Annotated in this window: 27 protein-coding genes and 1 tRNA gene; 7 read left to right on the forward strand and 21 right to left on the reverse strand. The window is 43.1% G+C overall.

From position 1 onward, the window contains the following. Window positions 1-600: 600 nt before the first annotated feature. Both JXL83_07560 and JXL83_07565 read left to right on the forward strand, forming a co-directional pair. On the forward strand, window positions 601-1323 hold the full coding sequence (locus JXL83_07560) for a twitching motility protein PilT (protein MBN2363973.1): 723 nt from the start codon (window positions 601-603) through the stop codon (window positions 1321-1323). 31 nt (window positions 1324-1354) lie between these two features. Next, window positions 1355-2584 carry a DUF21 domain-containing protein gene (locus JXL83_07565; GenBank protein ID MBN2363974.1) on the forward strand — a complete coding sequence of 410 codons (1230 nt, stop codon included), beginning with the start codon at window positions 1355-1357 and terminating at the stop codon, window positions 2582-2584. A 281-nt stretch (window positions 2585-2865) separates the two neighbouring features. Here the strand turns inward: JXL83_07565 and JXL83_07570 are convergent, their stop codons facing one another. The 8 genes from JXL83_07570 to gmd form a co-directional block, all read right to left on the reverse strand. Continuing rightward, a complete protein-coding gene (locus tag JXL83_07570) occupies window positions 2866-3126 on the reverse strand; it encodes an RNA-binding protein (protein ID MBN2363975.1) in 261 nt (86 codons plus the stop codon). A gap of 166 nt (window positions 3127-3292) precedes the next feature. Then, the gene (mrdA, locus tag JXL83_07575; GenBank protein ID MBN2363976.1) at window positions 3293-5224 is read right to left on the reverse strand and encodes a penicillin-binding protein 2; all 1932 of its coding nucleotides are present in this window, start codon (window positions 5222-5224) and stop codon (window positions 3293-3295) included. 32 nt (window positions 5225-5256) lie between these two features. Further along, window positions 5257-5760 (reverse strand): rod shape-determining protein MreD, encoded by a 504-nt coding sequence (gene mreD, locus JXL83_07580; GenBank protein MBN2363977.1) that lies wholly within the window; start codon window positions 5758-5760, stop codon window positions 5257-5259. Next, window positions 5760-7121: an ATP-dependent protease ATPase subunit HslU gene (gene hslU / locus JXL83_07585; protein MBN2363978.1), complete on the reverse strand. Its 1362-nt coding sequence runs from the start codon at window positions 7119-7121 to the stop codon at window positions 5760-5762. The genes mreD and hslU overlap by 1 nt, the downstream gene beginning before the upstream one ends. Further along, a complete protein-coding gene (gene hslV / locus JXL83_07590; protein MBN2363979.1) occupies window positions 7121-7657 on the reverse strand; it encodes an ATP-dependent protease subunit HslV in 537 nt (178 codons plus the stop codon). The genes hslU and hslV overlap by 1 nt, the downstream gene beginning before the upstream one ends. Then, window positions 7654-9111 carry an IMP dehydrogenase gene (gene guaB, locus JXL83_07595; protein MBN2363980.1) on the reverse strand — a complete coding sequence of 486 codons (1458 nt, stop codon included), beginning with the start codon at window positions 9109-9111 and terminating at the stop codon, window positions 7654-7656. The genes hslV and guaB overlap by 4 nt, the downstream gene beginning before the upstream one ends. A gap of 42 nt (window positions 9112-9153) precedes the next feature. Then, complete coding sequence (gene mazG, locus JXL83_07600; protein ID MBN2363981.1) at window positions 9154-9885, reverse strand: nucleoside triphosphate pyrophosphohydrolase; 732 nt, start codon at window positions 9883-9885, stop codon at window positions 9154-9156. A 26-nt stretch (window positions 9886-9911) separates the two neighbouring features. Further along, on the reverse strand, window positions 9912-11018 hold the full coding sequence (gmd, locus tag JXL83_07605) for a GDP-mannose 4,6-dehydratase (protein MBN2363982.1): 1107 nt from the start codon (window positions 11016-11018) through the stop codon (window positions 9912-9914). Between the two features lie 78 nt (window positions 11019-11096). Between gmd and JXL83_07610 the strand changes: the two genes are divergently transcribed. Further along, entirely contained in the window at window positions 11097-12608 is a 1512-nt protein-coding gene (locus tag JXL83_07610; protein ID MBN2363983.1) for a PAS domain-containing protein, read from the forward strand. Here the strand turns inward: JXL83_07610 and JXL83_07615 are convergent. The 7 genes from JXL83_07615 to JXL83_07645 are packed head-to-tail and all read right to left on the reverse strand — an operon-like array spanning window position 12586 to window position 18814. Further along, window positions 12586-13338 carry a creatininase family protein gene (locus JXL83_07615; protein MBN2363984.1) on the reverse strand — a complete coding sequence of 251 codons (753 nt, stop codon included), beginning with the start codon at window positions 13336-13338 and terminating at the stop codon, window positions 12586-12588. The genes JXL83_07610 and JXL83_07615 overlap by 23 nt on opposite strands. Window positions 13339-13342: 4 nt before the next feature. Continuing rightward, window positions 13343-14650, reverse strand: a complete 1308-nt coding sequence (locus JXL83_07620; protein MBN2363985.1) for a hypothetical protein — start codon at window positions 14648-14650, stop codon at window positions 13343-13345. Continuing rightward, the gene (locus tag JXL83_07625; GenBank protein ID MBN2363986.1) at window positions 14647-15381 is read right to left on the reverse strand and encodes a hypothetical protein; all 735 of its coding nucleotides are present in this window, start codon (window positions 15379-15381) and stop codon (window positions 14647-14649) included. The genes JXL83_07620 and JXL83_07625 overlap by 4 nt, the downstream gene beginning before the upstream one ends. After that, window positions 15378-15764 carry a hypothetical protein gene (locus tag JXL83_07630; protein ID MBN2363987.1) on the reverse strand — a complete coding sequence of 129 codons (387 nt, stop codon included), beginning with the start codon at window positions 15762-15764 and terminating at the stop codon, window positions 15378-15380. Before JXL83_07630 ends, JXL83_07625 begins: the two co-directional genes overlap by 4 nt. A 9-nt stretch (window positions 15765-15773) precedes the next feature. Continuing rightward, window positions 15774-16352: a TlpA family protein disulfide reductase gene (locus JXL83_07635; GenBank protein MBN2363988.1), complete on the reverse strand. Its 579-nt coding sequence runs from the start codon at window positions 16350-16352 to the stop codon at window positions 15774-15776. A gap of 17 nt (window positions 16353-16369) precedes the next feature. Continuing rightward, complete coding sequence (locus JXL83_07640) at window positions 16370-17227, reverse strand: zinc-ribbon domain-containing protein (protein ID MBN2363989.1); 858 nt, start codon at window positions 17225-17227, stop codon at window positions 16370-16372. Between the two features lie 54 nt (window positions 17228-17281). Then, complete coding sequence (locus tag JXL83_07645; GenBank protein ID MBN2363990.1) at window positions 17282-18814, reverse strand: YifB family Mg chelatase-like AAA ATPase; 1533 nt, start codon at window positions 18812-18814, stop codon at window positions 17282-17284. A 121-nt stretch (window positions 18815-18935) separates the two neighbouring features. On the opposite strand from JXL83_07645, the gene deoC reads away from it, so the two are divergent. After that, window positions 18936-19670 carry a deoxyribose-phosphate aldolase gene (gene deoC / locus JXL83_07650; protein MBN2363991.1) on the forward strand — a complete coding sequence of 245 codons (735 nt, stop codon included), beginning with the start codon at window positions 18936-18938 and terminating at the stop codon, window positions 19668-19670. A 7-nt stretch (window positions 19671-19677) separates the two neighbouring features. Here deoC and tsaD read toward each other — a convergent pair whose 3' ends face one another. Further along, complete coding sequence (gene tsaD / locus JXL83_07655) at window positions 19678-20673, reverse strand: tRNA (adenosine(37)-N6)-threonylcarbamoyltransferase complex transferase subunit TsaD (protein MBN2363992.1); 996 nt, start codon at window positions 20671-20673, stop codon at window positions 19678-19680. Window positions 20674-20699: 26 nt separating this feature from the next. Next, window positions 20700-21635 (reverse strand): hypothetical protein, encoded by a 936-nt coding sequence (locus tag JXL83_07660; protein ID MBN2363993.1) that lies wholly within the window; start codon window positions 21633-21635, stop codon window positions 20700-20702. 75 nt (window positions 21636-21710) lie between these two features. On the opposite strand from JXL83_07660, the gene ispG reads away from it, so the two are divergent. From ispG to JXL83_07675, 3 genes are read left to right on the forward strand one after another with little or no spacing between them, the layout of a single operon-like run. Beyond that, window positions 21711-22784, forward strand: coding sequence for a flavodoxin-dependent (E)-4-hydroxy-3-methylbut-2-enyl-diphosphate synthase (gene ispG / locus JXL83_07665; protein MBN2363994.1), 1074 nt, complete (start codon window positions 21711-21713; stop codon window positions 22782-22784). Continuing rightward, on the forward strand, window positions 22754-23338 hold the full coding sequence (gene coaE / locus JXL83_07670) for a dephospho-CoA kinase (GenBank protein ID MBN2363995.1): 585 nt from the start codon (window positions 22754-22756) through the stop codon (window positions 23336-23338). Before ispG ends, coaE begins: the two co-directional genes overlap by 31 nt. Then, window positions 23335-24294 (forward strand): hypothetical protein, encoded by a 960-nt coding sequence (locus JXL83_07675; GenBank protein MBN2363996.1) that lies wholly within the window; start codon window positions 23335-23337, stop codon window positions 24292-24294. The genes coaE and JXL83_07675 overlap by 4 nt, the downstream gene beginning before the upstream one ends. Here the strand turns inward: JXL83_07675 and JXL83_07680 are convergent. The 4 genes from JXL83_07680 to JXL83_07695 all read right to left on the reverse strand — a co-directional run. After that, window positions 24293-24365, reverse strand: a tRNA-Gly gene (locus JXL83_07680). The two genes, JXL83_07675 and JXL83_07680, sit on opposite strands and share 2 nt — an antisense overlap. Window positions 24366-24369: 4 nt before the next feature. Beyond that, a complete protein-coding gene (gene rpmA, locus JXL83_07685; GenBank protein MBN2363997.1) occupies window positions 24370-24630 on the reverse strand; it encodes a 50S ribosomal protein L27 in 261 nt (86 codons plus the stop codon). Window positions 24631-24639: 9 nt separating this feature from the next. Next, entirely contained in the window at window positions 24640-24960 is a 321-nt protein-coding gene (gene rplU / locus JXL83_07690; protein ID MBN2363998.1) for a 50S ribosomal protein L21, read from the reverse strand. A gap of 55 nt (window positions 24961-25015) precedes the next feature. Beyond that, the coding region (locus tag JXL83_07695; protein MBN2363999.1) for a preprotein translocase subunit SecG at window positions 25016-25388 on the reverse strand (373 nt) is incomplete at its 5' end.

The following is a 25388-nucleotide window of genomic DNA, read 5'->3' on the forward strand; positions in this document are numbered from 1 at the left end:
AATTTTTTCGCTGATTTGAAATAAAAATAGATTTCAAAAAAATACTTTATTACTGAAAAGATAATCACAAATAATATAAGAGTCGCGAAAATATACGGGATACTGATGAAGGTTTCCTGTAAACCGGATAATGACGTTATTATATTCCCCTTGAGGACAAGTGTCATAAAAAGAAATTCCACCGATTAATATTAATTAATCCTGGAGCCGCAGTAAAGGTCATAGAACGCCGATTATCCTGTTCAGTCGTTTTATAACTCACTCGATTCAGTTAACGCTCAAGATGTGGTATATTGATTTAGAATTTCCGACCGGCAAAAAGGGGTAAAAATGAAAATTCTTTTTATGTCTTTATTATTGATTCCGGTTTCACTATTCGGCAAAACATTTAATCCCTCCGATAACTTTTATTATGCAATGGATATTGCAGTAGTGAACACGGACGTCACAGCGGCTTTTCTTTTGAATTCAGCGTGGGATAAGATCAAAAGAAATCAATTGGAGAGAAAATACCTCAATAAACCAGTTCGCACCGAAAATCACTGTGATCATTTTCATTGAGAATTAAGTGAGTGAATTTTTCAGTTCATCATTTTCACCATGCCGGCAGTAAAGATTCTGTTTCACGGATGTCTCAACGATTTTCTTCCTGAAGCCTTGAAGTTGAATTACATAACTATCGAGCTTCGTACGAGTTCGTCAGTCAAAGACGTTATGGAGAGCCAGGGCATACCTCATCCCGAGGCGGGTCAAATCCTTGTAAACGGATTACTGGTATCGTTTGATTACAGAGTCGGAAACGATGACAGGATTGAAGTATTCCCTCTGAAACAAGATATGAAAGAATCTCCTAAGTTCGTTCTTGACGTGCATCTGGGAGCTCTGACGAGAAAACTCAGACTCCTCGGTTTTGACAGCAAATACAGGAATGATTTCGAGGATTCCCAAATCGCGGAAATATCTTATATCGAGGACAGAACAGTCCTGACGAGAGATATAAAACTTCTCATGAGAAACAAGGTGGCTAAAGGACGGTGGCTGAGATCAAAAAACACTGACGAGCAGTTGGACGAAGTCTGGGAAATTTTCAATTTGAAAGCAAACATGAAACCCTTCAGCCTTTGCATGAACTGTAACGGAAAACTGATTCCTACTGAGAAGAAAATAATTTCATCTTTTCTTCTGCCGGGAACGGCAAAAGAGTTCAACGAATTCTATCAATGTAAGGACTGCAAAAAAATATACTGGCGCGGTTCTCATTATCCGAAACTGGTTGAAATCATCGAGAGATATAGCGGCGATCACTTTAATAAACAATCATGATTAAAAATTCAAGCAATACAAGAAGGTGCGGATGATTTATTTGATTTCGGTAATTCTTTCAAGCATGTTGATTTCAGCAGCGTGTTCGTTGTTTGAGGCATGCATTTTGAGCATATCCAACAGCGACATAGCGGCAATGGCTCCTAAAAAGCCCAAACTCGCCGAAGTTTGGAAAACGCTGAAAGGTAACATACAAAAACCGATAGCTGTCATACTGATAATAAACACGATAGCCCACACGATAGGAGCGTCTCTTTCAGGCGCTCAATTCGATGAACTCTACGGCCCAAAATGGATAATCCTGTTCTCTCTCGTTTTTTCGTTCGCGATGATACAATGGACTGAAATTCTTCCGAAAGCGCTGGGAGTCAAGTTCAACAGGAACATCGCGGTTATAGGCACTTATCCATTGCTGGTTCTTATCAAGATTTTCACTCCGTTCATAAAATTCGTCGAACTATTAAACTACCCTTTTATAGGCAAATACAAAGAAGAGGAAAAATACGACACTGTCCAAGAGATATCAGTTCTTTCCCGTTTCGCTTCCATAAACAATCTGATAAGCCATGATCAGGCTAAAATAATTTCAAGAACGATCGGGCTCAAGGATAAAAAGGCTAAAGACATTATGATCCCAAAAAAAGAATTGAAGATACTGACCGACAATATGACTCTCATGGAAGCCCTGATAGAATCACACATACACAATCACACGAGATATCCTTTGGTGAGTTCTGAAAATATTAATAATGTGCTCGGTTATATCAATTTCAAGGACATCGTCAGCGCTCTTCAGATAAATCCCTCAAATCCTTCGCTTAAAGGCATTGTACGCCCAATTCCGGTTTTAAGGGATGAAGACAGTTTTCAGACTGTGTTCAAGCGGCTCACGCTGAATCATCAGCACATAGCCGTTGTAAAAAATGACGCCGAGGAACTTGCGGGGTTAATAACGATCGAGGACGTCATTGAGGAGCTTGTCGGTGAGATCGAGGACGAATACGATATATTGCCGTCTCACATATATCCTATCACTCTGAACCGTTTCATTGCCGGAGGCGGAGCCTCAATAAGACAAATCAACGAATTCATGGATACAGACATCCCCGAACCTGACGCACAATTGAACGCCTGGATAAAAAACCATTTCGGATCAGAACAAAAACCAGGCAACAACTTTAAATTTGACGGTGTGGTTTTCGTTATAAAAAAGATATCACGTCTTAAAGTAAACGAAGTTTTAATAGAAAAACTGACCTGACAGGACGGAAACGCAGAACACCGGCGCAGATTTCAGAATACTTCCGTTTCCGGAGAATTCTTTCGACATTTATGGCTCTTCAGGAAATCCAAGGAATAAATTATTTTCATCCGCAACGGATTGGGGACCGATATATAGTATTACAACACAGAGCTCAGCTTGACTGTTTTCAGAAAATAACAGCCGTTACTCAAAAACAAAAAAAGCTCTCAATTTAAAATGCTAAACTGAGAGCTACACAACTTTCTTATATTATTATGAGATAAATTGCCGGGAATTAATCAGTATCTCGGATTTTCCTCTTTGGGACGGGCTTCGTTTACTCTGATCTTTCTGCCTTTGATGTCTTTTTCATTAAGATCCTTCATGGCATTTTCAGCTTCTTCGTTGTTCGGCATTTCGACAAAACCGAAACCTTTCGGACGTTTCGTCACTCTGTCCGTTATGATGTTTACAGATGCGACTTCTCCGAATTTTGAAAACATGTCTCTCAATTCGTCTTCGTTCAGTTCGTAGGGCAGATTACCCACATACAGCTTCATACAGTACCTCTTACTTGTGCGATTCTAAAAAACGACACGGAGAATCCCCATGGATTTTTTTCCATGCCAATACCAACATTACTAGGGATAGTTTATCGGCAAAGTCTCGTTTTGTCAACTACTTAAATTACAATTTATCAAATTGTCATTTCTGTCAGAAAAAAATTCAGTAAACACTGTCTGTGTCCGGTTCGAGATTGAACTCAAAATGAAGAAAATCCTGCATGTCCGAAGAATCATTTTCTTGTTTTATTGTCGTATCCGGTTTAGAGAGTACACCCTGATTTATTGTCCCGATTTCCTGACTACTGTCATAAGTATATACGGGCATGTAGATAACATCCTGAGACAACGGCGTTATACTCCCCACGAGAGGTTGATACGGAGAAATGTTTGTAAAATAATACTCGAATATCAGTTTCGATATCGGTGCCGCTATCCTTCCGCCTGTTCCTCCGGCGCTTTCAATTATCACTACGATGGCTATTTCAGGATCTTCTGCCGGAGCGAATCCTATGAAATACGAGTGGTCGTGCTCCCCTATGTGTTCAGCGGTACCTGTCTTACCTGCTATTGTTAGACCTTCCAAGTGACATTCGTACCCGGTACCGTCTTTGTTGTTGACAGCGGATATCAAGGCTCTCCTGACATATTCCAGATCCGAAGGATTTATACGCAAGGGTTGTTTTTCTATTTTTGCCCTGTAAACGGACTGACCTCTTTCGTCGAGTATAGAATCGACTAGATAAGGTTTAACCAAAAAACCCCCGTTTGCTATCACGGAAAAATATCTGATCATCTGAAGCGGGGTCGCGAGCAGTTCCCCCTGACCTATGCTTAGATTCACAACCACTCCCTTGGGCCACTTTCCGACGCCGTAACGTGAATCCATCCAGACGCTGTCGGGAAGAAGGCCGTGAGATTCCGGATACAGGTCTATCCCTGTTTTTTCACCGAATCCGAACATCCTCAGCCAGCTTATGTACTGCATGAAACCTATTCTGAGACCGACCTGATAGAAAAAAATATCGCACGAATGCATGAGTGCCCCTCCTAAATCGAGGTGCCCGTGAGGTCCTCCCGAGCATTTATGCGGAAGTCCGTCTTTAAGATCGATGTTTCCCTCGCAAGGTTCAAGCGGCGGACCGGTGTCCAGCACTCCCGCTTCAAGCGCGGCAATCGCTGTGAGGGGCTTTATTGTGGAAGCAGGTGGAAAATTGCTGGCTATGGCTCTATTCAAAAAAGGATGAAGGGGATTTGCCACTATGCTGTCCCATAGCTCTTTTCTCAAACCGAAGGAAAGGCTGTCAGGAGGGAAAGAAGGCTTTGAAACCATAGCCAGTACGGCACCTGTTCGGACATTCATGACTATTGCCGTGCAAGCGTTATACCAGAGATAAAAATAGACCTTCTGCTGAAGCCTCGTATCTATTGTGGTATATACGTCACAACCCCTTGACGGCAGTACTGGATCTTTTTCCGAAAACGGTTGTAATATTCTTCCGAGCTTGTCGACCTCGACAAATTCGTAGCCCCTTTTTCCTTTGAGAAAAATATCGTAATACCTCTCGATCCCTATTTTACCTATTAAATCCCCCTGGTTGTAAACAGACGTGTCGAATCTGCTTAGTTCCTGGGAGGAAATTTCACCTAGATATCCTATTACGTGAGCCGTGTATTTTCCCAGAGGATATTCTCTTACAGGTTCGGCCACTATCTGAACACCCGGAAGCTCATCCCTGTGCTCTTCCAGTTTGCTGATCAATTCGAGGCTGACGTCTCTTTCCAATCTCTTCATTCTAACCGAATTTGTGTCTATCTTATCGAAGATATAATTGTTGTCGACTTCGAGATAAAATGCGAGTGTGGGCGCTACGCCCGGATATTTTTTTAAAAGCTGGGGATCGACCAGAATCGAATAACCAGGCCTGTTCCTGGCCAGAAGAACCCCTCTTGAATCATATATGTTGCCACGGGATGGTTCCACCCATCTCAGCTGAATGCTGGTTCTAGATGATTTTTCCTGCCAGAAGTCACCCTGCAGAATCTGAAGGTTAAAAAGATTCGCAGCGATGAGAACGAAAGCGAACGCGATCATATATTTCAGTATTTTTCCTCTTTTTAGATCCATCATTTCTTTATAAACCTGAATAGAGCCGCAATGTATGAAAATTTGGATACTATCAGCAGGGATAAATAAAGCAGTATTCCGCCGAGAACGGCCGAATAAAATATTCTCGGCATTATCGAAATGAGAAAGACGTCCAATATGTTATCCGGTTTGGTGGAAAACCACAAAATGAATGACTGAAGAAAATTGACCGCGAACAGGCACAAGACTTTTCCGGCTGTGCTGTCAAATATGAACCTGTTGCCCATATGACCTACAGTAAAACCTACGGCACTGTAAAAAATAATCCCAATGCCGATGTAATATCTCGAATAGAAATCAAGTATCAAACCCGCCATAAATCCCGCCCACAAGCCCATTCTTCTGCCGCCGTAAAAAGCCGCAAACAGGACAAAAGCGGGAACAAGATTTGGAGCAACGTTTTTGATGCTGAACCATTTCGCGGCAAAAAGCTCAAAAAAAGCCGCGATAAGCCCGATTATGAGACCGTATACAATTCTCATCAGAGAATGTACTTCCTCGAGTCTTCCTCTTTCATTACGCTTTCCATTTTTTCCTTGACTATTTCATCTGTTATCACTTTCAGACCCGGTTCTTCCGTTGCATTGAAAAGTATGTCCTCCAGGAGAACGTTTAAAATGGTCTGGAGTCTTCTGGCTCCAATGTTTTCAGAGGTTCTGTTCAGCTCAAATGCGACTTCGGCAATATTACGGAGCGAATCGCCTTCAAACTGAAGATTTACCCCGTCCTGTTTAAGAAGCTCCTGATATTGAATAATGAGCGAGTTTTTCGGTTCTTTGAGAATTCTGTAATAATCCTCTTCCTTTAAGTCATTGAGCATTACACGAATCGGGAACCTTCCCTGAAATTCAGGTATCATGTCTGAAGGATTTGAAACATTGAAGGCTCCGGCGGCAATGAATAATATGTGATCTGTTTTGACGGTTCCGAATCTCGTCTGAACGGTAGTGCCTTCAATTATCGGTAAAAGGTCTCTCTGAACGCCCTCACGGGAAACGTCCTGCCCGGTTTTGGAACTACCGTCTTCGCCGACAGTTATTTTGTCTATTTCGTCAATGAATATAATCCCCTGTTCTTCGGCCAGACGGCAAGCTTCCATGCCTATGTCATGTTCTTCGAGAAGAGCCGACATTTCCTCTTCGCATATCAGTTCAAAAGCGTCTCTGAGTTTAACCTTTTTCATCTTTCTTCTTTTAGGACTAATGTTTCCTATCATGTCCTGCATGTTAATCCCCATTTCTTCCATACCGACCGGTGAAAATACTTCTATGAAAGGTTTTCCGGCCGAAGAGGAAACAGGAATTTCCACCTCTCTCTCATCGAGCGCTTTATTCCTCAGCATGTTCCTGAAATGTTCTCTTGTGCCGCCTTCGCTCTGAATGCCAGGTAATTTGTTCGCGGGTAAAAGTATGTCGAGAATCCTTTCTTCCGTTTTTGCTTCGGCCACGGGTCTGATTTTAGCTGATACCTTGGCTTTGATCATCATCGCGGCGGTATGAACAAGATCCCGAACCATCGAAGAAACGTTTTTACCCACGTACCCTATCTCGGTGTACTGCGTCGCTTCAACTTTTATAAAAGGAGCCTGAAGGAGTTTAGCAAGTCTTCTGGCTATTTCGGTCTTTCCGACACCTGTGGGGCCAATCATTATTATGTTCGCAGGGATGATGTCCTCCCTCAGGTTTTTGGGAACCCTGGCTCTCCTCCATCTGTTTCTTACAGCTATTGACACCGACTTTTTAGCTTCCGGCTGACCGACTATGTATTGATCGAGAAACTCGACTATCTTTTTTGGAGTCAACGAAGCCGAATAATTCTCTATAATTTCAAAACTGCTTTCCATCAACCGATGACCTCCACTGTTATTTCACTGTTCGTGTATATGCATATTTCGGAAGTAATTTTCAAAGATTTCTGCACTATCTCCTCAGGAGTCATTTGTGTGTGTCTCATAAGAGCTCTCGCCGCCGCCGTGGCATAAGGGGCGCCGGACCCTATCGCTATTACGCCGTCTTCGGGTGATATGACGTCACCCTGCCCGGATATCATCAGAGCGCTGGTTTTGTCGACCGCTACAAGCATTGCTTCAAGCTTGCGGAGTATCTTGTCTTTCCTCCATTCCCGGGCGAGAGCTACCGCGGCTCTGTTGAGCTGATCCGGATGCTCTTTGATATGTTTCTCGAATCTGTCGAAAAGCGTGAAAGCGTCCGCCACTGATCCGGCAAAACCCACGATCACTTTACCTTCGGCCATCTTCCTCAATTTGACGGCTTTTGATTTGATGACTGTATTGCCGAAAGTGACCTGACCGTCGGCTCCGATTGAAGCGGAACCGTCTTTCACAACAGCTATTACTGTAGTTCCTTTAATTTCACTCACTTAAACACTCCATAGTTGGGCGGCTCTTCGGTTATTATTATGTCGTGAGGGTGGCTCTCCCTGAGCCCGGACGATGTCATTCTTATAAACACAGCCTTTTTCTTCAGCTCGGAAAGGTTGGCGGCTCCGACATACCCCATCCCTGCTTTCAAGCCGCCTATAAGCTGATAGATCACGTCGTTGAGGCTTCCTCTGTATGGCACTCTCGCCACGACTCCTTCGGGGACGAATTTAGTTGCTCCCTCCTGAAAATATCTGTCGGCGCTTCCAAGTTTCATAGCCTGCAAAGATCCCATGGCTCTGTATACCTTGAAACTTCTTCCTTCGAGGTATACAATTTCACCCGGGCTTTCATCGGTACCGGCAAAAAGACTCCCTATCATAACCACTCCTGCGCCTGCGGCGAAAGCTTTGACGAGATCACCCGAATATTTAATTCCGCCGTCGGATATCACCGGTACATTTCTGACCGACGCTATCTCAATTGTTTCCATTATCGCTGTCAGCTGAGGAACTCCAACTCCGGCTACAACTCTAGTAGTGCAAATGGAACCCGGCCCGATACCGACTTTCACAGCGTCAACCCCCGCTGAAATAAGATCTGAAGCCCCTTCACGAGTTGCAACGTTGCCGCCGATGAGAGCGACTCCGGGGTATTTATTTCTCACTGTTTCAACGACTTTCAAAACTCCCTTGGAGTGGCCGTGCGCAGTGTCAACTACTATTACATCCGATCCTGATTCTATTAGCGAGTCTACCCGGTTTAAAGTGTCAGCCGATATCCCGACTGCCGCGGCTACTCTCAGCCTGCCGTCCTTGTCTTTGCTCGCGTGAGGAAACCATATTTTTTTCTCGACGTCTTTGACCGTCATCAGGCCGCAGATTTTTCCCGCGTCGTCAATTATCGGCAGTTTTTCGATTTTATATTTTTTGAATATTTCTATTGCCTGTTCTGTAGAAGTCCCCACCGGAGCTGTTTTCAGACCTTTTGAAGTCATGATTTCGGAGACTTTCTTCTTGAGATCTGTTTCGAACATGACGTCTCTGTGCGTTAAAATACCCAACAGTCTCCTGCCGTCGTCAACTACGCAAAGACCCGAAATCCCCATTTCTTTCATGAGTTCGACGGCAGTTTTAAGAGGAACGTCGGCTTTTACTGTCATCGGAGTGCTTATCATGCCGCTTTCGGATCTTTTTACTTTTCTGACTTCTTCGCTCTGTTTTTCAATCGACATGTTTTTATGAATTACGCCGATCCCTCCTTCTCTCGCCATTGCTATAGCCATAGGCGATTCCGTAACCGTGTCCATGGCGGAGCTGATCAACGGAATGTTCAGGTCTATTTCTCCCGCAAGTTTTGTGTTCACTTCGACCTGATTAGGCAGGACCGAGGAATTCTGAGGTACAAGAAGCACGTCATCGAAAGTCAACGCTTCTTTCACTTCATTTTTCATTCTTTTCCCCTTTATTTATTCCATAGGATCATCAACATTAAATTAATCTTTTTCAGCTTTTTGTCTCCAAAAATATTCCATTGTGTCAATATTCTCGACATTCATGTCCAATCCGGACTCAGTCATTTTCTTTTTGACGTGCGCGAACCTTTTTTTGAATTTCTCTATTGTTTTACCGAGGGCGATTTCAGGATCCACCCCCAGATGATTCGCCAAGTGGACGACGACGAACAATATGTCTCCCGTCTCCTCTTCCCTCTCGGAAAAACTGCCGCTTTGGGCAAGCTCACTGATTTCTTCGTTCAGTTTTTCAATGACTTTCTCAGGACAGTCCCAGTCAAAACCGGTTTCGGAAGCTTCTTTCTGAACTGCAGAAGCTATTTTGAGTAGAGAATCGCTTTTCCGGATCTCCTTTAGCTTCATTTCCTTCCATATTCGCCACACATCTTCCGGTGTGTCGGCTCTTTCTTCTGCGAAGATGTGCGGGTGCCTGAAAACAATCTTTTCCCGAATTCCCTTCAAAACATCCTCTATGTCAAAAAAACCCTTTTCATGGGCCACTGCAGACATCATTACGATTACAAGAAGAAGATCACCGAGCTCTTCCCTCAGTTTTTCAGAGGTCAAAAAAACCGATTCTTTGGCTTCTGCAGCCTCTTCAAGCAGATGTTCTGACAGGCTTTCTATTGTCTGAACTCTGTCCCAAGGGCATTTCTTTCTCAACACTGAAACGGTTTCGACAAAATCCCAAAAAATATCTTTTTCTTTTTCCATTGATTATTTTACCAAAAAAAACACCGTCAGAGAAGTTTATCGGCCACACCCCTGGAAGAACAATTAAAACCGGATTTTTTTAGCGACATTTCCATTTCCACCAGACGGACATCCGAAGCAAGCATCATCTCTATCAATTCGTCAAGACCGACGACCGGTTTCCAGCCGAATTTTTTTTCGGCTTTCGAGCTGTCGCCGATAAGCTTTTCGACTTCAGACGGTCTGTAGTAATTCGGGTCAACTCTGACGAGAGTTCTTCCGCTGGAGTCATCCACTCCTGTTTCTTTGTCCCCTTTACCTTTCCAGGATATTTTTATGCCTATTTTCTCGAAAGATTTTTCTATAAAGTACCTGACCGAATTGGTCTTACCAGTTGCTATGACGTAATCATCCGGTTCTTCCTGCTGAAGCATCAGCCACATCGCCTGAACGAAATCTCCCGCGAAGCCCCAATCTCTCTGCGCTTCGAGATTGCCCAAGAATATTTCGTTCTGAAGTCCGAATTTAATCCTCGCAACCGCCCTGGTGATTTTCCTGGTCACAAAAGTCTCGCCTCTTCTCGGAGATTCGTGATTGAAAAGTATCCCGTTGCTCGCGTGCATTCCGAAAGCCTCTCTGTAATTGACTGTGATCCAGAATGAATAAAGTTTCGCCACTCCGTATGGACTCCTGGGGTGAAAGGGTGTGCTTTCGTTTTGTGGAAATTCTACCGCTTTGCCGAACAGTTCACTCGTCGAAGCCTGGTAAAACCTGACTTTATCATGCATTTTCAGTATTCTCATAGCCTCGAGAATGCGCAAAGTCCCGACAGCATCCGATTGAGCTGTGTATTCAGGAGTTTCAAAAGAAACCTGAACGTGACTCTGAGCGCCAAGGTTGTATATTTCGTCGGGTTCAATTTTATTGAGCAATTTGATTATACTCGATGAATCTGTCAAGTCGGCGTAATGCAAAAATAGTTTGGCTCCCGGCAGATGAGGATCGTCGTATAGATGATCTATCCTTTCGGTATTGAAAATCGAACATCTTCTTCTCATACCGTGGACCTCGTATCCTTTTCCCAAAAGCAACTCGGCAAGATAAGAACCGTCCTGTCCGGTAATTCCCGTGATGAGAGCTTTGCGCGAATTCATTATTTCTCCTTTTTCCTTAACAATGATTATGTTTATTGATACAATATACCTGACAAATAATCAATCGTAACTGAATATATGGAAAAATTAATCCTCACTCCCACTGAAATTAGCGCATTTCTTCTGCACGACAACAAATGCGTTCTCATCGAAGAGGGCAGGATCATATACGCAAATGAAAGCATGAGATTCCTGTTTTCCTCCGACCCGATAGGATATTTCGTCACTGATCTTTTCCAAAAAGAAGATTTCTCGGAAAATTCCAGACTGAATGCGCTGCTCCGAAAACCTCAAAAATCTTATTGTTTTTGGCTGGGCGTTCATATGGTCATAGACAGGATCATATACCCCTCCAACATACTTGTTTCTTCAATAAGCATAAAAAACAAATGGATTTGGAGACTGTACGCCTTTTTTGACATAGACGATTTTTTTAAAAGATATTTTTCGTCGTCTTTTTTGGATTACATCCCGGACGCTGTAGCATTTCTCGATACGGAAAGCAACATAATCAGCGCCAATAAAGTTTTTCTCGAAACATTCGGCTATCAAAGCAAAGACGAGATTTTCAAAAAAAACATTGACAATCTTATAGTCCCCAAAAATGAATATAATTCCGGAAAGGAACTGACTAAAAACATAATGCGGGGCATGAGACTCGGGCAGGATGACGTTCCGAGGATTCGCAAAGACGGTTCGGCTATCTGGGTCAGCATAGCGGGAGGACCGGTTTATTTCGAAGACGAAAAATACAGCAAAAATGACACAGAACCTATCGGGATAGTGGTGATTTACCGGGACGTAACCGACGTCCATGAAAACCGCATAAAAACAGCCTCGCAGGAAACCAGGATCCAGAACTATTACGAACACAAAATGAAGGCTAACGACACAGAAAACATACAAGAAAGCATGGACATTATAGCCAACGGCTTTCTTGAAAATTCATTTTTAGGAGTTTACTTCAATATTAATACAGAAAAAGGAAGATGTATTATCCGGAAAGGATTTTTCGAAAACAAATCTTTCGATGAAGCCGTCGAAAAAAATCTGAAACAAAAATACAGAAAAAAAATGATTTACATAACTGAAAAAAATTATCACGTCCTCGATTTACCCAAAACCTGTTCCTCTGTCGTCGGTAAAAACGAATTGAAGCTACTTTTTTCACCTATCATTTCGGACGAAGACATTAATGTAAACGAGTTTCCGGCAAATTACATAATAGCTGTCAGTGAACCCGATAACCACGAATACAAAGAAGAACTCTTTTCGATGTACAGCCAAACCATACACATTTTGACTCAGAAGAATATACTAAAGGAAAATCGTGAAAATCTCCTGAAAACCGAGGTTCTTTTACAGACAGCCGGAGCCGTATCGCACCATATCACACAGCCCCTGACTGTCGCGATGCTGGCGATTTCTCAGGTCAAAGAGACCTGTGCGGATCAGAAAACAAAAAAACAGCTGGATATTATCATGGATTCTCTTAAAAGAATGGAAAGCGAAATCGCAAAACTCCGTAACATAGCAGAATATAACACAGAAAAGTATATTGGCGACACTAAGATAATAAATTTAAACTGACCCAAAAATCAATATTCTTGAGGACCTCCGAAACCGTTTGCAACACTTTCTTTACAACTGAATCATAGAATATTCGGGAAAGCTCAGGATCATTTACCGGATCACCTCCCGATCCGTCATATACAATCACGGTTGAAGGGACGGGTACCGAATCAATGCCTTTATGAGGGCAGTATTTTGAAATTTTTGTCGAATATTCCCATCTGACAAGCTCCGGACACACAGCTTGAATCATGGCGGTTTCATCAATCGCCGCGTGTCCTCCCGTTTTTTTGAATATTTCTTCAGACAGATCCGCGCAGTGTATCCACCAGTGCACGGTGACTACAAAAAGACCGGTTTCTCTGTATACCCTTTCGGCAACATTTTTCAGGGAAGCCATGTTGCCTCCGTGTCCGTTGTTTATCACAATCTTTTTGAAACCGGTTTTCTTAAGAGAAACAGAAATTTCAAACAGCAAATTTTCAAAAGTGTCTTTTGTCAGCGTCATGGAGCCATTGTACGGGAGTAATCCGCCGGTCAATCCGTAGGGAACTGCCGGAGCTATCAAAGCGTTCAAACCTCCAGCTATGTCTTGGGAAATTTTATCGGGTATGATTACGTCCGTGCCCAGAGGGGCAATTCCATGAGCTTCAATCGTTCCTACTGGAAGAATTACAGTGTCAATTGACTTCTCTCTAATAATCTCCGTAAGTTCGATATTGTTTAAACCGAGGATATTCCTTTCCATACTGTTAAAAATACCTCATGGCCAGAACTACTCCCGCAGCGGTTCCGGCGGCGAATGACAAAAATATTATTATGGAAACAGCAGAGTTGAGAAAAGAAAGCTTTGCTTCGTATTTTTTAATTTTTTTAAAGTCTACGTCGGGAGTTTTCTTTTCAGGTTTTCCTCTGTCCCACAGATAGGATTTTTCAATTTCATCGATTTCCTGAAATTTATCGAAGGACAGTGTTTTTTCATCTTTCTTTTGTTCCTCGGTTTTTATACCTTCCTCAAATTCATCAGGAGGAGGAGGAGGCACCATTTTTTGGGCAGGAAGAGATTCTGGTACCGGTTCCGGGGGAGTCGGTTCCGGAGGAGCCGGTTCAGGTTCAATTTTTTCGGCCGTGCTTTTCTCAGGAATTTCTGCAGAAACCTGACTCATCGCGACCAAATCACCTTCACGGAAATCATCCTCTTCTTTCTCTTCCTGCAGTTGTGCGGATTCTTTCTCGGGAGGCGGCGGCGGCGCTATGATTGTGTGTTCTATCAATAAATCCTCTTCGGGGGTTTCTTCCGATTTGGAGGGTTTTAACTTTGAAATCGCCTGAGATATTTTATCCAGGTCGGCAATCTGCTGTTCTGTCTTTGCTGTGTCTTTCGCCGCTTTGAGATTGATTTTTGCAATTTCAATGTTGCCAAGCATGATGTGGCAGTGAATCGCTCCGACAAGACTTTCAAACTTCTTCAGCTGGCTTTCCGATCCCTTCTCGTAGCAATTTAAAGCTTTGTCGTATTGAGCTTTTCCCGCGTAGTATTTTCCGAAAAGCGTCCAAAGGTAAGGGTCGTTTTTGCTGACTGAAAGCAATGATCCAATTTCCTCCGCTGCCGCATCGTCGATTTTCGTTTCGTCAAGTTTTTCGACGAACTCGATTGATTTTTTAAGAATTCTGTTTGTGGTCAGCATTTCCTTAATGAGTGAGTCAGCCATGTTCCTCTCACCAGCGGAACTTTTCTGCAGACTGAGGTTTTTCAGCGAGAAATAAGCGTCGACATTGTGCCCGAGCACTTCTGAGTTAGCGGCTTGAATCACGACTTTTTGAGTTGCGGATTTGGAATTGTCTATAGCGATGGCAAAAGCATCCATCGCCTTCTCTTTCTCTTTCCTTTTAGAATAGATTAGCCCTTTCTGATACTGCAAAAAAGCTGTGACTCCTTTATCCATGTCCTTTTCAGATTTGTACAGATTCTCTATAACTTCGAGAGCTCTTTCGTGTTCCCCGATTTTTCTCATCTTTTGGATTTCTTTGAGAATTTCTTTGATGTCGCCGTCGATCATTCCGTGATCCTGTTTTTCGTACGAGCTTTACTTGCTTCAATTTCAATAATTCTATAACCTGTGTCTCTGAATCCTATCTTCTCAGCCAAAACCCACGATCTGAAGCTAATTTCAGGCGCGAGATAAATAGGTTTGATGCCGAGGGAAATAAGTTCTGAGGCCAGAGAAGACAAAACGTATACTGCCCATTTTTCGTTGTCGGATTCACCTGAACACTCCAGAGATAATTCGGCGGCTTTTTCGTACATCCAGAAAACAGACGATGAAGCTTTCGTCTCGCCTTCCAGGACAGTCTTGACCTCAATCGGAAAACCTTTAGAATCGCGGTTTATCACAACATCACCCCTCGGCCTTTGAGTGCCGGCAATGGCAGGAGTATCACACTCCATGACCGTATAAATCTCAAAACTTCTCCCGGGATTCTCAAGCAGTTCCAGAAAACCTTGTGACTGTTCGGGTATATCTATTCTGTATCCGGAATAATCTTTAGCATCAAAAAGTTCGGTGATAAAAATATCAATAATCTTTCTTTCGTCGGATTTTATGAAAATCATTCTTCGCACGTCGTCTATTGAAGATATAAATTTCGTCTCAAAGCCCTTTAAGCCGAACAACTCGGATGAAGGGTTGTTTTTCAGGAAAAAAACGGAGAGATAATCCCCCGCGTCTTTAATAAACATATCAATGTAGGGATAAGTCTCCCTTTCGATTTTAAAAATCCTTTTCGTCATCTGTCATAACTTATTACATAATCCATTATGCCATCAGACCCGTATCCGTATATCCGATATCCGGATCCGTCGTTTACGTAACCAACCTGTCCCTTCGACGCAGGCATGCCGTCAACAAAAGCAGGGACTCCTGAAGCGTAAGGGTTTAAAGCAGAAGGCATATCGATTTCGTTTATCGAACGGGGACAAGCCGATGAAGGAGACTCCAAAATAAACAGATCCAGTGCGTCCTTAAGTTTCTGCATATTTATCTTGACGGACTTATCTTTTGCCGCCGCGGCCTGATCAATGGAAGCTCGCCCGGACATATCATCCACGGCTCCGGATGAACATCCGGCGAGCGATAAAATCATGAACAAAGATAAAACTTTAAGCTTCCTCATCTCTCCTGCTTATTTCAGGATATTTTCCAGCGCCTCCTCCATCTCTCCCTGCATGTCGGGCGAGAAGCCGACGAAAGATTTAACTATCTTTCCCGATGAATTCAGAATGTAAGTTTGAGGTATCGCTCCCCCTCCAGGGGCAAGAGCCATGGACATGAAATCGCTGTTAGTGGTATGAAGCGTCATGTAATTTATTTTGTTTGAGGAAACGAAGGCGGGCAAGACTCCCATATTGTCGTCAACACTGATTCCTATCACAACTAAACCTTTGCTTCCCAATTCCTCCTGGAATTCAATGAGATGAGGAATCTCGGCTCTGCAAGGTCCGCACCATGTCGCCCAGAAATCTATCAAGTATGCTTTTGCTCCCAAAGAAGTGAGCTTAACTGTGTCTCCGCCGTCAAGCCAGGCCATTTCCGGAAAATTGCTGCCGACTTTCATGTCAGAATTCGTGAAAGAAACCATTGAAAAAATTCCTGATTCGGAAGCCGAAGAATTTGTCGCTGTTCCGCTGCCTTGAGAAGATCCACATGTGAAAATTCCTGTCAAAAGAGTTACAACCGAGAGTAAAATCATAGCGCGTTTCAAAAATCCTCCTTTATAAGCTACCGGAAAAGGATCTTTCCTTTTCCTATAATTGTGTTGATGGCGTCGCGGAAAAACACGACTGCCGTGTCCCAGTCGGCATCTTTTACCGCTTCCTGTCTGTAAAATTGTAATGCTTTCTTTATTTCGTTGAGAAGATTCACCGGGATTTTTCCGGTTTTTGCCGATTCATCCGACTCTTCAGGATAATACATTTTCAACTCATTGACTACTCTGCTCGCCAGGTTTCTCAGCTTATCTTCAGGTGTTTTGGGAATGTTGAAAAATTCTTCGAGAGAGGATGTACTCTGCGTCGTTTCCTGTGAGCTTTTGCTTCTGAAATCATCAGCCGGTTTTAAATCTTTTTTATGTTGAGTAATGCCGCCTCCCGATTGTATCGAAAAAGAATCTTCAAAAACGGGTTTCGGCTTCGAAGTTAGTCCACTCAGGTCAAAAGGGTTACCCTGTTTTATTATATCGGGTTTTTCTGTTTTGGGCGTCTGTTTCTGAAAACCGAAATCGTCGGGAAAGCTCGTAAAATCCTGCTTTTTCTGTTTAATAGGCATTTCGAACTCATTCCTGAACATTTCGGTTTCGTCCAGAATGGATTCTTTCTTTTTCGGTTGGGAAACGCTTTTTTCAAACAAATCTGATTTTCCCGAAAATGTCTGGTTTTGAACTGCTTGTCTGCTGGAAAATTTCTGAAACTCGATTTCAGCTTCTTCTCTTGATATTCTGGTTAAAATCAAAGGCAGAGGTTCAACAAAAATCGTAAAAATATTACCGCATTCAATGCACTCGACTGGTGCTCCTCCATTGGGCACCTCTGAATCTTTCACTGAATACCTTGTCTTACAACGGGGACATTCAATTATCATAAACTTCCTCGTAAATTAGTATAAAATTACAAAAACTGTCTTTTTCTCTGAATATCACAAAAACCTTCTTTTGTCCACTTGCATATAATTCAAGGCTTCAGCAACGTGTTCGCGCTTCACAACATGGCTGGAATCGAGGTCGGCGATGGTCCTTGAAATTCTCAGAACCTTGTCGTAAGCTCTTGCCGTCATCGTCAGTTTTTTCAACGCTTCTGTGAGGTAAGACATGGCGGGATTTTCAAGCCCGCAGTATTTCTGAAGCTTAGCACCCGGAATTTGTGAATTGCATAAAATGTTCGTCTCTGATTCAAATCTTTTGGTTTGAATACTTCGCGCTTCTGTTACTCTGCTTTTAATGTCGCGAGAAGATTCAGTCGCTTTTGATTCTAGTATTTCTTCGAAAGAAAGAGACGGCACGTCGACGTGGATATCTATCCTGTCGAGGATCGGACCGGAAATTTTCGCAAGATATTTCCTGACTTCGCCGGATGAACACGTACACTGTCTGAAGCGGTCGCCCCTGAAACCGCACGGACAGGGATTCATTGCACCCAAAAGCACAAACTTTGAAGGGTAAGCTACTGATCCCTTCATTCTCGATATTGTAACGAAACCGTCTTCAATAGGCTGTCTGAGAGACTCTACTGTTTTTTTTGAAAATTCAGGAAACTCATCGAGAAAAAGGACACCGTTATGAGCAAGACTCACTTCTCCCGGTTTAGGATCGCTTCCGCCTCCAACTATTGCCACGTGCGAAGCGGTGTGGTGAGGAGAACGAAAAGGCCTTTCTTTGACAACCGGTTTATCGCGAGAAAGTAATCCCGCTGCCGACCATACAAGTGAGGTCTGTAAAGATTCCTCTTCTGTCATATCAGGCATGATTGAAGAATACCTTCTGGCTAGCATTGTTTTACCGGCTCCAGGTGGTCCGGACAACAGAATGTTGTGACTGCCTGCTGCTGATATTTCAAAAGCTCTTCTGGCGAAAGACTGACCCTTGATCTCATTGAAATCGAACTCGTATTCAGGGATGTTTTGAGTATTTTCAATGTTTTCGCAAAGGAATCGTCCGTTTTTGAAATCGCTCAAAATAACTTCGAGAGTCTGACGGAGACTCGCTACGGGGAATACACGAACTCCTTTAATCATACAAGCTTCATTTTCATTACCCGAAGGCAAAATGATCTTTTTCACTTTTTTTGCTTTTAAACCGGCTATTATTGGCAATACACCGCTGACAGGCCTGCAAGTTCCGTCGAGAGACAACTCTCCTATAACTGCAGCGTCTTCAGTTACTTTTTTTATGCCTCTCGATGCAAGAATAACTGATACGGCTATAGGCAGATCAAAAGATGTTCCCTCTTTTCTGACATCGGCGGGTGCCAGGTTGACCGTAATTTTCTTCACCGGAAATTCAAGGCCGGAATTGTAGATAGCCGCCTGAACCCTGTCTCTGCTTTCTTTCACTGAAGAGTCAGGAAGTCCTACAATACCAAATGAAGGAATGCCTTTCAGAAGATTCACTTCGACTTTGACCAATACTCCTTCAATACCGTTGAGCACGGAGCTGAAAAGTACAGAATACATAGGTTGCTTCAATTTTATGGCCGTCGATTGTTAAAACTATGAATCAAGTTATAATACATGCTAATATGCTTGTTTTCAAGGACTATGGCAGTTACCGGACAAGATTTCGAAAGGAGAAAAGATGATATCGGCAAAGGAAGTTATTAAAATACTTGACGATTTTGGGAATAAAAAGCCTTCTGACGCTTTATCGCCCGGTGATTTGAGACCTTACATTGAACACACTTGCCTTTCAGCAGATACGACAGAGGATACAGTCTTAAAAACATCCAAAGAAGCAGTTGAAGCGCCTTTTTACGCTTTGTGCGTTCCTCCTTCTCGAGTGCGTTTTGCAAAAGACTTGATACAGGGATCGGGTGTAAAAATAGTGACAGTGATCTCTTTTCCGATGGGGTATTCATCGGCATTAATTAAAGCCGCCGAAGCTTCTTACGCGAGAGATTGCGGTGCCGATGAAATCGACATGGTGATGAACATAGGAAGCGTTCTCGAGGGGAATTACACGCGAGTTGAAAAAGAGGTAAAAGCTGTTGTAGCGGCCCTGGGGGAAAAAATCCCGGTTAAAGTCATTCTAGAAACGGCTCTCCTTGAACGTGAACAGATTGTAATTTCGGCTTTTTGCGCCGCTTTGAACGGGGCTTCTTTCGTAAAGACTTCCACCGGATTTTCCACAAGAGGCGCTTCCATAGAAGACGTGTCGCTCCTGAAATCAACTGCGGATTTTGTGGAGCTGAATTACGGAATAAAAATCAAGATAAAGGCTTCGGGCGGCATAAAAGACAAAAAATTCGCCAAAACCCTGATAGCGTCGGGAGCGGAGAGGATAGGTTCGTCAAAATCCATGTCTCTTATTTGAAATGAGATCAGACAAACTTCAATCTCGGATCGGCTTTTTGTGAAAAACTATGGGATGCATAATTTCTCTTGTAAACAAATTGACCGAGATAAGCTATCATGGCGGCATTGTCACCGCAATATTCCTTTTTGGGCCTGAAGACTCTGAATCTCTTTGATCCGGACTCCAAAGAGAATCTTTTATAAAGGATGTCGTTTGCCGCAACTCCTCCAGTCAGCAGTAATCTTCGGCATTTATACGCCTTCAAGGATTCAAGGGATTTAACCATCAGCGATTCAATCATTGCTTCGAGAAAAGAAGCCGCTATGTCATTTTTTTTCTCTGTAATCTCTTCAGCGTTCATTTCCCTCAAGGCATAAAGAACCGCAGTCTTAAGACCGGAATAACTGAATTCAAAACCTGGCAGAGCAGGTCGAGGAAATTTTATGTATTGAGAGCTGCCTTTTTCGGCAAGTTTTTCCATTTCAGGACCGGCGGGATATTTCAAACCAAGAAGAGTCCCAACCTTGTCAATGGCCTCTCCGGCAGCGTCGTCCCTCGTCGCACCTATTAATTCGTATTCTCCGTGACCTTTCACAAGGACCAGCAAAGTGTTACCCCCGGAAATAATGAGAGAGATGAACGGAAATTCCAATTCCTCGCAGTCGAGAAGACCGGCGTATACGTGGCCTTCAAGGTGATTTACGCCTACGTAAGGTTTTTCGGTACAAAAAGCCCAGGTCTTTGCAAAAACATACCCCGTTAGAAGAGATCCAATAAGACCCGGTCCCTTGGTGACGGAAACCAGCTCAATGTCTTTTTCTCCTATACCGGATATCTTCAGGGCTTTGTAGAACAAAGGCAGTATATGCCTTAAGTGCTCCCTGCTCGCCAGTTCTGGGACCACTCCTCCGAATTCAGAATGGATCCCTTGCTCCATTTTCACGTTAGAGAGGACTTCTTTTCCAGATAAAACCGCGACGGATGTGTCGTCGCATGAAGTTTCAATTCCGAGAGCGAGCATGGTCTTTGCACAAGGTTAGAAAATCGTCATTTCGGAATGATTCTAACTTTCGGAATCTCGACCCACGCAGTTTCAACGGCTTCAATATAGGGCCACACGATTTCCAAAGAAGAAGAATGGACTTCATTTTTTAAAGGTTCAGCAATAAGCATTATGTCTTCGGTTCTCACTTCGTCGATTAACGAAGCGGAAACAAGAGCGAAAAATTTGACCGAATCGGGCATAGCGTAGAACCTCGAGCTCTCAGTCAGCGTCACGGGTAGTTTCCTCTCTATTAATATCAGTGAATCCATGGTAAATTCAATTACAGCAAATGAATCCCGGGAAAAAGGCCTCGTAGGCATCTGTGGGATTTTTACCTGGGCAGTGCACTGTATGTCAAAACCGAAATTGCCATTTATATCCGGAACTAGGATCAAAGGTTTCTTCTTAAGTTCTAATAAATCTTCCCTGCCGCCTATCACCCAGGTAAAGTCCGGTCTGATTGTGTAGTCAATTATTCTCCAGTTGGATCTTGGAAGAAAGGACTCTTCAATTACGATCGGGAGATATAAACTGTCGAGGCTCTGCAGAGAAATCTTTACTATACTTTTACCCTGAGTCTCTACGCCGGTCCAATCCGAGAAAATTACATTTTCGGGGAGAATGTCTATGTAATGTTCTCCGGGATTTATATTTTGCAAGTTGAGATAGACATAGGGAGATCCGAATTTCTCGAAAAGAAAAAAATCTCTCAGAGTGCCTACAAATTCAATCTTGACCGAATTCGACAACGGTTCGTCGAACAGCAACGAATCCGGCAATTCAACAGTGATGGGCACATCGAGAATCCTGTTGTAGGGTGTCTGCAGAACGACGTAAAACCACAGTATTACAGAAGAAAAAAGAGATATGAGTTTGAATTTTAAATTGTGCCTGAATATGTTCAACACAAAATAAAGAAAAGACTTGAATTTTGACATTACTTCCTTTCAAAAATCAGCTAAATGACGATTGTATTTTATAGCAAATGATGCTATTCAACAAGATTAAAGAAGATGAAACAAAAACCGTGCATAATGAGAAGAAAAACCAGATCCGTTCGAATTGGAAGTGTTGTGATAGGAAGTGGATCACCTATAGCTATCCAATCCATGACTAACACCCCCACGAAAGATGCGATGGCTACTCTTGAACAGATATTTGAACTTCACGAAAACGGGTGTGATCTCGTAAGAGTTTCTGTGCCCGACAAAGAATCTGCTGCTGCTCTTTCGAAAATAATCCGCCGTTCTCCCATACCTGTAATCGCTGACATCCATTACGATTACAAGCTCGCTCTGAAATCACTGGACTCCGGAGTTTCGAAGATCAGGATAAATCCCGGCAATATAAACTCTCTTGAAAAAATAGACTCCGTGATAAACGCGCTCCGAAAATACTGTTCCACCGTGAGAATCGGGATTAATTCAGGATCTCTCGAAAGAGAATTAATACCAATTTATGCAGAAAATCCTTCGAAGGCTCTTTCCAAAAGCGCAGAGAAGTGGACAGATTATTTTATGAATAAAGGGGTGGAAAATCTGGTGGTGTCAATTAAATCTTCTTCTGTACAGGTGACGATAGCGGCCAACAGGATGTTCGCAAAAAGCACAGACGTCCCCCTTCATCTCGGGATAACTGAAGCAGGAACAGTCAGATCAGGAACTGTGTTCTCGTCAGTCGGATTAGGGATTCTCCTTTACTCGGGTATTGGAGACACCTTGAGAGTTTCCCTGTCGGGAGACCCTGTCGAAGAAGTGATTGTGGCAAAAAAAATCCTGTCGTCGCTGGGTCTTTACGAGAACCTGCCCAGGGTTATCGCCTGCCCTACTTGCGCAAGATGCAGTTATGACGTCATAAAAATTTCAAGAAAAATTGAAAACAAGCTCAGTAAAATCAAATCACCGATAACAGTCGCCGTTATGGGATGCTCTGTAAACGGACCGGGAGAAGCGAAAGAAGCCGACATAGGAATAGCAGGCGGAAAGAATTACGTACTGTTGTTTAAAAAAGGCGTCGCCGTAGCCAAATTACCGAAAGAATCGGCAGAGAGATTTCTATGGCAGGAAATAAAGAAACTTGTCACATAGCTGTAACAGGAAAAGCCGGAACGGGAAAATCTTTAGCTGCAAACTATGTATCCGGCCTCGGTTTTCTTCTTTTGGACGCAGATAAAATTGGCCACGCGATCCTTGAATATCCCGATGTAAAAAATGAAATAGTCCGTCTCATGGGTTCAGACATTATGCAAGGCGGCATGATTGAAAGATGCAAACTGGGAGAAACTGTGTTCAAATATCCTGAAAAACTTACACTGCTCAACAACATTGTTTGGCCAAAGATAACAGGAATTATAAAAAACAAGTTGAAAGAGCATAAAAGAACAGTTACCGACGCCGCTGTTCTGCCTCTTTGGGGGATTGACGAGTTATTCGATGTTATCTTATATTTAAGATCCGATACGGCTCAAATCTTCGAAAGGCTGAAAAAACGCGGATGGAATACAGATAAAATTGCATCTGTTCTTAAAAATCAAGACTGGACAAAACTTCCCTCATCGTACATCATAATAAATAATGACGGAACAGCCGATGAATTAAAAACAAGAATTTTTGAAATGCTTTCATCAAGAGGTGTTATATGATATTCGCTCTCGTTTTAACTGTCGTTTCAGCAGTACAGATAGTGCCGCCCAATATTGAGAATCTCGTCGTCCAAGGGCTTCAATTCGCCTACCTTGAAGAATACGACAGCGCTTTCGTTTGTTTCGAAAAAGCCGCCGAATCGGCTCCCGAACATCCCGCAGGGTATTTTTTCCTGGCATACCTTTGTGACCTTTATGACAACGACATGCTATCAAAAAAATACGAATCGGATTTCAGAGCTTATTCGGACAAGGTTTATCACCTAAGCGACGCTCTTTCATCGAGAGATCCTGTTACCGCAAGTTTCTTCAGAGGTTCTATGCTTTTTTCCGACGCCCTGAACAACGCGCAAAATGGCAATTACGTTCGAGCTCTTTCTCTTGCCACTCCGGCTCACGAAGAACTCAAAAAAGCTTTCGAGTCAGACAACGCTTTACACGACGCGGAACTTGGTATAGGAGCATATCTTTTCCTTAAAGGTAAGCTCGAAACAACAATTTTCGGGGGCAACAGACTGCGGGACGAAGGCATCAGACACATAAGAAATTGCGCTGAAAGCGGAGAGTACCTGGACGTCGCGGCAAAGAACCTGCTCTGTCTTCTGCTCCTCGAAACAGGGAAAAAACAGGATGCTTTGAACACAATCAGCGAACTCATAGCCGTATATCCTTCAAACAGGACGTTTCATTGGGCTCTGTTGAAATGCTATATAAAATTGGGAAACGACGAAAAGATTATTGAAACGGGAATAAAACTTGTTTCTTTGATACAAGCGGGGCCTGAAGTTCCGCCCGGAAATCTCGCCAACGCTTATTACCACGTCGCACTTTCTTACTACAATTTAAGACAGAACGACAACGCGGATATTTACTGCATGAAAGTTCTCGATCTTCCTCTCGACGATCACACGAGGGATTTTAAAAGAAAAGCACAGGATCTGGCCAGAAAAATCTAGCGGGCAACGGGAATCGAACCCGCGACTTTCAGCTTGGGAAGCTGACACTCTACCGGCTGAGTTATGCCCGCTTGGTTATTTAACCGTTTCGGGATAAATACTGACGAATTTTTTTCTTTTTCTATTTTCGAATTTAACAATTCCGTCAATCAAAGCGAAAAGAGTGTCGTCTCTGCCCTTGCCGACATTCGTACCGGGATTGATGGGAGTTCCTCTCTGTTTGACTATAATAGAACCGGCGGAAACCTTTTCTGAAGAAAATTTTTTCACTCCAAGGAATTTCGGATTCGAATCTCTTCCGTTCCTGCTTGAGCCCACGCCTTTCTTATGCGCCATATATTCACCTCAACCTATTTTTGAAATTTTAACTTCCGTGAAATATTCTCTCGAACCCGCTGTTCTGCGGTAGTTCTTTTTACTCTTCATTTTAAAAACTCTTATCTTCTTGCCCTTTTTGTGGGAAATCACTTCTCCGGTGACCTTTATGCCTTCGATTACGGGTTCTCCGTATTTTATTTTTTCACCGTCCCTCAAAAAAAGAACCCGGTCGAATTCAAGGCTCTTTCCGGCTTCGCTGATAAAACCAGGAACTCTGACGACATCGCCTTCCGAGACGATCTCCTGCACTCCTGAGTTTATCTCGACCACAGCGTATTTCTTTTCAATTTTCACAAATTCTCCTTTAATCACATATAAATGAAACCAAGAAACTCATTTCGGGTCAGATAGAATCCGATGAAGAGCTGTCAAGCGCTTCCACACCACCAGTTGTGTCTTCCTGAATTTCTAAAGCAGAAAGAGTATCTTTTATCGTATCCGTTGTCAATAGCAAAGATTGATAATAATCATCTTCGCCAACTCCTGAAGTATCCTCATCCGACAATCCCTGAGTATATTCGCCTATGTAAGGTTGTAGCTCGATTCTGCCGCCCGAAGAAGATCCTGTTTCAGTAGTTGTCCCGGTTCCGGCAAACATCCTTCTAGATCCGAAAACAACGAGACTGAGAGTCAGCAGGGCGAAAACTATGGAAAGAACGATTGTGACTTTTATAAGGAAAGAAGTTCCTCCGCTGCCTCCGAAAAGTGTATTTCCC

This window comes from candidate division WOR-3 bacterium (assembly GCA_016934535.1).
GTDB lineage: Bacteria > SDB-A > SDB-A > SDB-A > SDB-A > JAFGIG01.

What these genes read in the sequence shown, in the direction of transcription:
- gmd (MBN2363982.1), bottom strand. Translation starts at nt 11,018, where the DNA reads ATGAATTCGCGCAAAGCTCTCATCACGGGAATTACCGGACAGGACGGT.
- JXL83_07645 (MBN2363990.1), bottom strand. Translation starts at nt 18,814, where the DNA reads ATGTATTCTGTACTTTTCAGCTCCGTGCTCAACGGTATTGAAGGAGTA.
- deoC (MBN2363991.1), top strand. Translation starts at nt 18,936, where the DNA reads ATGATATCGGCAAAGGAAGTTATTAAAATACTTGACGATTTTGGGAAT.
- JXL83_07610 (MBN2363983.1), top strand. Translation starts at nt 11,097, where the DNA reads ATGGAAAAATTAATCCTCACTCCCACTGAAATTAGCGCATTTCTTCTG.
- JXL83_07630 (MBN2363987.1), bottom strand. Translation starts at nt 15,764, where the DNA reads ATGAGGAAGCTTAAAGTTTTATCTTTGTTCATGATTTTATCGCTCGCC.
- hslU (MBN2363978.1), bottom strand. Translation starts at nt 7,121, where the DNA reads ATGGAAAGCAGTTTTGAAATTATAGAGAATTATTCGGCTTCGTTGACT.
- JXL83_07625 (MBN2363986.1), bottom strand. Translation starts at nt 15,381, where the DNA reads ATGACGAAAAGGATTTTTAAAATCGAAAGGGAGACTTATCCCTACATT.
- JXL83_07565 (MBN2363974.1), top strand. Translation starts at nt 1,355, where the DNA reads ATGATTTATTTGATTTCGGTAATTCTTTCAAGCATGTTGATTTCAGCA.
- JXL83_07660 (MBN2363993.1), bottom strand. Translation starts at nt 21,635, where the DNA reads ATGTCAAAATTCAAGTCTTTTCTTTATTTTGTGTTGAACATATTCAGG.
- JXL83_07615 (MBN2363984.1), bottom strand. Translation starts at nt 13,338, where the DNA reads ATGGAAAGGAATATCCTCGGTTTAAACAATATCGAACTTACGGAGATT.
- guaB (MBN2363980.1), bottom strand. Translation starts at nt 9,111, where the DNA reads ATGAAAAATGAAGTGAAAGAAGCGTTGACTTTCGATGACGTGCTTCTT.
- coaE (MBN2363995.1), top strand. Translation starts at nt 22,754, where the DNA reads ATGGCAGGAAATAAAGAAACTTGTCACATAGCTGTAACAGGAAAAGCC.
- JXL83_07640 (MBN2363989.1), bottom strand. Translation starts at nt 17,227, where the DNA reads ATGATAATTGAATGTCCCCGTTGTAAGACAAGGTATTCAGTGAAAGAT.
- JXL83_07675 (MBN2363996.1), top strand. Translation starts at nt 23,335, where the DNA reads ATGATATTCGCTCTCGTTTTAACTGTCGTTTCAGCAGTACAGATAGTG.
- JXL83_07570 (MBN2363975.1), bottom strand. Translation starts at nt 3,126, where the DNA reads ATGAAGCTGTATGTGGGTAATCTGCCCTACGAACTGAACGAAGACGAA.
- rpmA (MBN2363997.1), bottom strand. Translation starts at nt 24,630, where the DNA reads ATGGCGCATAAGAAAGGCGTGGGCTCAAGCAGGAACGGAAGAGATTCG.
- tsaD (MBN2363992.1), bottom strand. Translation starts at nt 20,673, where the DNA reads ATGCTCGCTCTCGGAATTGAAACTTCATGCGACGACACATCCGTCGCG.
- mazG (MBN2363981.1), bottom strand. Translation starts at nt 9,885, where the DNA reads ATGGAAAAAGAAAAAGATATTTTTTGGGATTTTGTCGAAACCGTTTCA.
- mrdA (MBN2363976.1), bottom strand. Translation starts at nt 5,224, where the DNA reads ATGATCGCGTTCGCTTTCGTTCTCATCGCTGCGAATCTTTTTAACCTT.
- mreD (MBN2363977.1), bottom strand. Translation starts at nt 5,760, where the DNA reads ATGAGAATTGTATACGGTCTCATAATCGGGCTTATCGCGGCTTTTTTT.
- JXL83_07560 (MBN2363973.1), top strand. Translation starts at nt 601, where the DNA reads ATGCCGGCAGTAAAGATTCTGTTTCACGGATGTCTCAACGATTTTCTT.
- JXL83_07620 (MBN2363985.1), bottom strand. Translation starts at nt 14,650, where the DNA reads ATGATCGACGGCGACATCAAAGAAATTCTCAAAGAAATCCAAAAGATG.
- ispG (MBN2363994.1), top strand. Translation starts at nt 21,711, where the DNA reads ATGAAACAAAAACCGTGCATAATGAGAAGAAAAACCAGATCCGTTCGA.